This is a genomic window from Nocardia sp. NPDC058497, assembly GCF_042720195.1.
In the GTDB taxonomy this organism is placed as follows: Bacteria; Actinomycetota; Actinomycetes; order Mycobacteriales; family Mycobacteriaceae; genus Nocardia.
In genome coordinates this window covers 1-5939 of record NZ_JBHXMY010000375.1, presented here as the reverse complement: position 1 = coordinate 5939, position 5939 = coordinate 1, and the positions used below count along the sequence as shown (strand labels likewise).

The following is a 5939-nucleotide window of genomic DNA, read 5'->3' as shown; positions in this document are numbered from 1 at the left end:
GCCGATGCCCGGCACCGCCACCTGGGTCGGGCGGCCCGGGCGGGGGGCCGTCGGCGTGTCCCGGGACCAGACGGAGTGGGCGGGCGGAGGTGGTGGAGGGGGGGGGGGGGGGGGGGCGAGCCGCGCCGCGGGGGGGGGGGGTGAGAGAGGGGGGGGGGGTGGGGGGGCGGGGGGGTGCGTGCCGCTCTCCCGGGTGGGCCGCGCCCCCCCCCGCCCCCCCCCCACTACTGCGTGCCGCGGCTGCCGCGGACCTCGACGACAAGCCGGCCGATGTCACCGCGGTGGAAGTGCTGGCCAACATCGAAGCGATGGCGGCCGGAGTGCGATCCGTTTCGCGCGGTCAGGCGATCACCACCGAGGTCGTCACCGAGGTGCATCGGCGCTTGCTGACAGGTACTCGGCTCGAGCCGCACGGCGGGCGCTTTCGGGATCGCCAGAACTGGATCGGCGGCAGCGACTACAACCCGCGCTCAGCGATCTATGTGCCGCCTCCCGCACGCTATGTCGAGGAGTTGATGGCCGACCTGATCGCTTTCCTCGACACCGACGACCTGCCCGCGGTCGCGCAGGCCGCGATCGCACACGCCCAGTTCGAAACGATCCACCCGTTCGTCGACGGCAACGGACGTACCGGTCGGGTGCTGATCCACCTCGTACTTCGCCGCCGTGGCCTGTCCGAACGGGTGATCGCGCCGGTCTCGCTCGTGCTGGCGACGGCGACCCGCAGCTACATCGATGGCCTCACCGGATTCCGGCATCTCGGTGCGCCCGATACCGCGGCGGCGATGGAGGGTGTGAATACCTGGGTCGGGCGCTGTGCCGCGGCGTGCAGTCAAGCGGTGGCCGACGCGATGGTCTTCGAGACGAGAACCGCCGCGCTGCTGGCGAACTGGCGTGCGCGACTGGCGCCGGTACGTGCCGATTCAGCTGCCGCGCTGCTGCTTCCCCATCTCGTCGGTGCGCCGATCATCACCGCGGCCACCGCGGCGGCGTTGGTCGGGCGGAGTTTTCCCGCCGCCAACACCGCCATCGACCGCCTCGTCCAGGCGGGCATCCTCCGGCAGGTCAGCATCGGGCGCCGCAACCGCGCCTTCGAGGCCCCCGACGTCTTCGAAGCGTTCGTCGCGCTCGAGCGATGCTTGGCGAACGCCGACGGTGACACGCTTGCGCCACAGCGACCGGTGCCGCGCGGCTGACCGGCGTTCGGGCCGGATCACTGCAACCGGAACTCCATCATCGCGATCGCGTCGTCTACCGCGGTGGTGAGGGTCGCCAACCGGATGTGCGGGTCCGGGGCCGACAGCGCCGCCTGGCGATCGGTGGGGCCGATCGGCAGGCGGGCGGCCAGCTCGTAGGAGCGGGTTGTCGGGTCGGTGGAGAGATCTTCCAGCGACGCCGACGGCGGTGGGCGCCGGATGCCGGAGCGGCGGGCCAGCTGCGCGGTGAGCGTGTGCAGGCGATCGGCGCGTTTGCGCAGGTCGGCCAGTAGGTCGGTGTCGTCGGCGCCTGGTTCGTCCGGCCATACCCGTACCTCGGCCTGGGGATACGGTGCGTCGGTGAGCCACTGCTCGACGCGGATGCGGTCGGTGCCGAGGCAGCGCAGCCGGAACCGTGAGCCCGACAGTTCGACGACGTCGGTGATCCGGGCGACGACGCCGACATCGGTGCGGACGTCACCGCCGCCGACCTCGTGCCCACGCGCGATCAGGACGACGCCGAACTCGGGTTCCCGGCGTCCGTCGAGGCAGTCCTCGACCAGCGCGACATAGCGCGGTTCGAAGATCTGCAGCGACAGCGGCTCGCCGGGCAGCAGTACCGCCCCCAGCGGAAACATAGGAATCTCCACCGTCACAGCATGCCCGGTATCGCGCGTGCCGTGCCGGTCCGACATGCTCGGTTCATCCCTTGGCGATCGCCTCGAACACGGTCGGGTCGACCAGGGTGGAGGTGTCGCCGAGTTCGCGTCCCTCGGCGACGTCGCGCAGCAGCCTGCGCATGATCTTGCCGCTGCGGGTCTTGGGCAGTTCGGGCACGATGTGGATCTCGCGCGGCTTGGCGATCGGGCTTATCTCCTTGGCCACTTCGGCCTTCAGCTCGTCGACCAGGGCCGGTCCGGCCTGACCGGCCGCGTCACCGGTGAGGATGACGAAGGCGACGATGCCCTGACCCGTCGTCGCGTCGCTCGCCCCGACCACGGCGGCCTCGGCCACGCCGGCATGCCCGACGAGCGCGGATTCGACCTCGGCGGTGGAGATCCGGTGACCGGAGACGTTCATGACGTCGTCCACCCGGCCCAGCACCCACAGATCGCCGTCGGCATCGAGCTTGGCGCCGTCACCGGCGAAGTACCAGCCCTGCTCCGGATAGCGGTCCCAGTAGGTCGCCCGGTACCGCTCCATGTCGCCCCAGATGCCGCGCAGCATAGACGGCCACGGCTTGTCCAGCACCAGGTAGCCGTTGGCCTCGGTCTCGCCGAGCTGCACCGGCTTGCCCTCCTCGTCGACGACCTTCGCCGAGATACCGGGCAGCGGGCGCATGGCGGCGCCGGGCTTGGCCGCGGTGACGCCGGGCAGCGGCGAGATCATGATCGCGCCGGTTTCGGTCTGCCACCAGGTGTCGACGATGGGGGTCTTGTTGGCGCCGATGACGTCTCGATACCAGCGCCAGGCTTCGGGATTGATCGGTTCGCCGACGGAACCGAGCAGCCGCAGCGTGGACAGGTTGTGCGCGTCGGGGATCTCCCGGCCCCACTTCATGAAGGTGCGTATCAGCGTCGGCGCGGTGTAATAGATGGTGACGCCATATTTTTCGATGATCTCGAAGTGGCGGTGTTCGTTGGGGGAGTTGGGAGTGCCTTCGTAGACGACTTGGGTGGCGCGGTTGGCCAGTGGTCCGTAGACGATGTAGCTGTGGCCGGTGACCCAGCCGATGTCGGCGGTGCACCAGTAGACGTCGTCGCCTGCTTTGTGGTCGAAGACGTTGTGGTGGGTGTAGGCGGTTTGGGTGAGGTAGCCGCCGGTGGTGTGCAGGATGCCCTTGGGTTTTCCGGTGGTGCCGGAGGTGTAGAGGATGAACAGGGGATGCTCGGCGGGGAAGGCCTGTGCCTCGTGCGAAGGCGAAGCGGCGGAGACGGTTTCGTGCCACCACAGGTCGCGGCCATCCGTCCACGGCACCTCGGTGCCGACCCGCCGCACCACCAGCACGTGCTCGACCGAGGACGGCACGTCACCCTTGGCGGCGAGCGCCTCGTCGACGGCCTCCTTGAGCGGGGCAGGCTTGCCGCGCCGCCACTGCCCGTCGGTGGTGATGATCAGCCGGGCCTCGGCATCGTCGACCCGCTGCCGCAGCGCGCTCGGCGAGAAGCCGGCGAACACCACCGAGTGGGTGAGTCCGAGGCGGGCGCAGGCCAGCATCGACACGATCGCCTCGGGCACCATCGGCATGTAGATCGCGACGCGGTCGCCCGCCGCGAGGCCGAGCTCGGTCAGGTAGTTCGCGGCACGCGACACCTCCGCGAGCAGCTCGCGGTAGGTGATGTCGCGGGAATCGCCCGGCTCGCCCTCCCAGTGGATGGCGACCTGGTCGCCGTGCCCGTCGATCACGTGCCGGTCGACGCAGTTGTAGGCGACATTGAGCTCGCCGTCGGCGAACCAGCGCGCGACCGGGGCATCGGCCCAGTCCAGGACCTGGGTGAAGGGCTTGTGCCAGTGCAGCCGGTTGGCCTGTTCGGTCCAGAAGCCGTCGCGGTCGGTCTCGCCGCGGTCGTAGAGGGCGGCGCCCGCGTTGGCGGAGGCGGCGAACTCCGCGCTCGGTGGATACGAGTCCTGATGTCCTGCAGCGGTTTCGGTCATGTCGAATCAGCCTCACATGCCTGGTGCGGTCGGGTCGGTCGCGAGGGGCTCGCCCCTGCTACCTCGACAGTAGTCAACCCGGGTGCCCCATCGGGGGCGTTGTATCGGCGAGGTTTCGCGGGCAAGTTCATCCGATGACTTCGCGGACAGACTGGGCGGTCGCGGGCTATCGTTTTAACTCAACCGTTCAGCTGATGGTTCCGAGAATTGTTCATTCTTTTCTGTCGAGCATAAAGCGCGTTATGCCACGGGAATCGAACCGGGAGAGAGCGTTGAGATTCATCAAAGCGACTGCGCTGATCGCAGCGGGCCTGGCGGCCACCAGCCTCAGCCTTACTGCGTGCTCGTCCGACGACAGTGCCGACGCGAGCATTGTCACCACCAACGCGGGTGAACCGCAGAATCCGTTGGTGCCGACCAACACCAACGAGAACATGGGTGGTCGCGTCGTCGACCGCCTGTTCGCCGGGCTGAAGTACTACGACGCCACCGGTGAGGCGCACGATGAGATGGCGGAGAAGATCGAGACCGCCGACCGCAAGTCGTACCGGATCACGATCAAGCCGAACTGGAAATTCACCGACGGTACGACGGTGACCGCGAAGTCGTTCGTCGACGCGTGGAACTACGGCGCGCTCGCCACCAACGCGCAGCTGCAGAGTTATGTGTTCACCCCGATTGTCGGATTCGACGAAGTGAATGCCGAGCAGCCAACGGCGCAGACGATGTCGGGCCTGAAGGTGGTCGACGACCGCACCTTCACCGTCGAGCTGAAATCCCCGTCGATCGATTTCGAGAGCGCGCTCGGCTACGCCCCGTTCTATCCGCTGCCCGATTCCGCCTTCAAGGACATGAAGGCCTTCGGTGAGAACCCGGTCGGCAACGGTCCCTACGCCTTCGAATCGTGGGAACACAACGTCAAGATCGACTTGAAGCCCAACCCGGATTACCCCGGCGGCCGTCCGGCCAAGAACAAGGGCCTGCGGTTCGTCATGTACCAGTCCTACGAGACCGCCTACGCCGATCTGCAGGCGGGCAATCTCGATGCACTCGACACCATTCCCGACAGCGCGCTGACCTCCTACAAGAGCGATCTCGGCGACCGCGCGATCACCAAGCCGACCGCGCAGAACCAGCACATCGGCATCCAGACCACCGTGCCGCATTTCGGCGGTGAGGAAGGCGTGCTGCGCCGCAAGGCGATCTCCATGGCGATCAACCGCCCGCAGATCATCGAGAAGATCTTCAACGGATTGCGCGTTCCCGCCCGCGATTTCACCGCCTCGACGCTGCCCGGTTTCAACGGCAACCTGCCGGGCGCGGAGGTGTTCGACTACAACCCGGACCAGGCCAAGAAGCTGTGGGCGCAGGCCGACGCGATCTCGCCGTGGTCGGGCAAGTACACGATCACCTACAACTCCGACGGCGGCCACCAGGCCTGGATCGAGGCCGTGGCCAACAGCGTCAAGAACACCCTCGGGATCGACGCCGTCGCCAACCCGGTGCCGACGTTCAAGAACGTGCGTGACGCGGTGAACGCCAAGACCATCGGCACGGCCTTCCGCTACGGCTGGCAGGGCGACTACCCGACGATGATGCAGTTCCTGTCCTCGCAGTACTACAGCTACTCCGAGACCAACAACGTCGACTACAACAACCCCGAGGTGGACCGTCTGTTCGACGCCGCCATGGCCGCGCCGACCCAGGAGGAGTCCTACAAGCTGATCGCGCAGGCGCAGACGATCATGATCAGGGACATGGCCGACATCCCGGTGTTCGACTATGTCGCCGCCGCGGGCCGGTCCGACAGGGTGACCAAGGCCGATCTGGCCTGGAACGGTCTGTTCGACTTCGAGAACATCGAGAAATAGGGACTCGGAGCTGGGCCGGGCCACGTGCGGTGGCTCGGCCCCGGCCGTTTTCGGAGGAATGATGGCTTGGTACATACTTCGGCGCCTGCTCCAGATGATTCCGGTCTTCCTCGGCGCGACGCTGCTGATCTACGCGATGGTTTTCCTGATCCCCGGCGACCCGATCAAGGCGCTGGCCGGTGAGAAACCACTGACCCCCGCCGCCGAGGCCGCATTG

The 5939-nt window shown here is 67.6% G+C and carries 4 protein-coding genes and 1 pseudogene; 3 read left to right on the top strand and 2 right to left on the bottom strand.

Annotated elements, in window-relative coordinates; all coding sequences use genetic code 11:
• Positions 1–158 precede the first annotated feature (158 nt).
• On the top strand, positions 159–1196 hold the full coding sequence (locus ACFWPJ_RS22380; protein WP_378854257.1) for a Fic family protein: 1038 nt from the start codon (positions 159–161) through the stop codon (positions 1194–1196).
• Between the two features lie 17 nt (positions 1197–1213).
• On the opposite strand, the gene ACFWPJ_RS22375 is transcribed toward ACFWPJ_RS22380, so the two are convergent.
• On the bottom strand, positions 1214–1846 hold the full coding sequence (locus ACFWPJ_RS22375; RefSeq protein WP_378854255.1) for an LON peptidase substrate-binding domain-containing protein: 633 nt from the start codon (positions 1844–1846) through the stop codon (positions 1214–1216).
• Positions 1847–1898: 52 nt separating this feature from the next.
• Positions 1899–3851 carry an acetate--CoA ligase gene (acs, locus tag ACFWPJ_RS22370; protein WP_378854253.1) on the bottom strand — a complete coding sequence of 651 codons (1953 nt, stop codon included), beginning with the start codon at positions 3849–3851 and terminating at the stop codon, positions 1899–1901.
• Positions 3852–4093: 242 nt separating this feature from the next.
• On the opposite strand from acs, the gene ACFWPJ_RS22365 reads away from it, so the two are divergent.
• Together ACFWPJ_RS22365 and ACFWPJ_RS22360 are read left to right on the top strand one after the other, a co-directional pair.
• Positions 4094–5722 carry an ABC transporter substrate-binding protein gene (locus tag ACFWPJ_RS22365; RefSeq protein ID WP_378854251.1) on the top strand — a complete coding sequence of 543 codons (1629 nt, stop codon included), beginning with the start codon at positions 4094–4096 and terminating at the stop codon, positions 5720–5722.
• A 61-nt stretch (positions 5723–5783) separates the two neighbouring features.
• Positions 5784–5939: pseudogene (locus ACFWPJ_RS22360) on the top strand (ABC transporter permease); the annotation flags it as partial.